Consider the following 537-nt stretch of genomic DNA (forward strand, 5'->3'; position numbering starts at 1 on the left):
GTGCGCGCCCGAGGCGGCCGCCAGTTCGGCGGCGCGCGGCGCCAGCCGGGCCACGGCATGGTCCAGGCCGGCGTGCTCGGCGTGATGCACGAGCCGCGCCGGTGCCGCGCCGCGCTCGCTGAGGGCGTCGAACACTGCGGCATGCAGGGCCGCGGCGCGGGGCCCCAGGGCTTCCAGCACGGTCAGCCGGGTCAGCTCGTGCGCAAAGCGCAGGCAGTCGCCACCGGCCTGCAGCAGGTCGCTGGTGACGACTTCGGCCAGGGCCTCGGGCTCCAGGCCGCAGGCGTGGGCCAGCACGGCGGTCTCCAGCGGCGCGGGCGAGACGCTGGCCACATTGAGCAACTCGCGCGCCGGTGGCGACAGCCGCGCCACGCGCGCCAGCAGCGCGTCCCGCACCGACACCGGCAGGCCCTCGGCCAGCGGCGCGGCCAGCAGCTCCGTCACGAAGAAGGGATTGCCGCCGCTGGTCTCGAACAGGCCCGCGGCCGGGCGGCCGGCGCGGGCGGCCAGCGCGGCCACGGCCGCGCGGCTCAGCGG

General features: G+C 78.6%; 1 protein-coding gene. It reads right to left on the reverse strand.

The window, feature by feature from the left end; genetic code table 11:
- A partial coding sequence (locus tag ACXJKJ_RS31900) for a hypothetical protein (protein WP_457395737.1) occupies window positions 1-537 on the reverse strand: 537 nt, incomplete at both ends.

Source organism: Roseateles sp. P5_E1 (assembly GCF_054049335.1).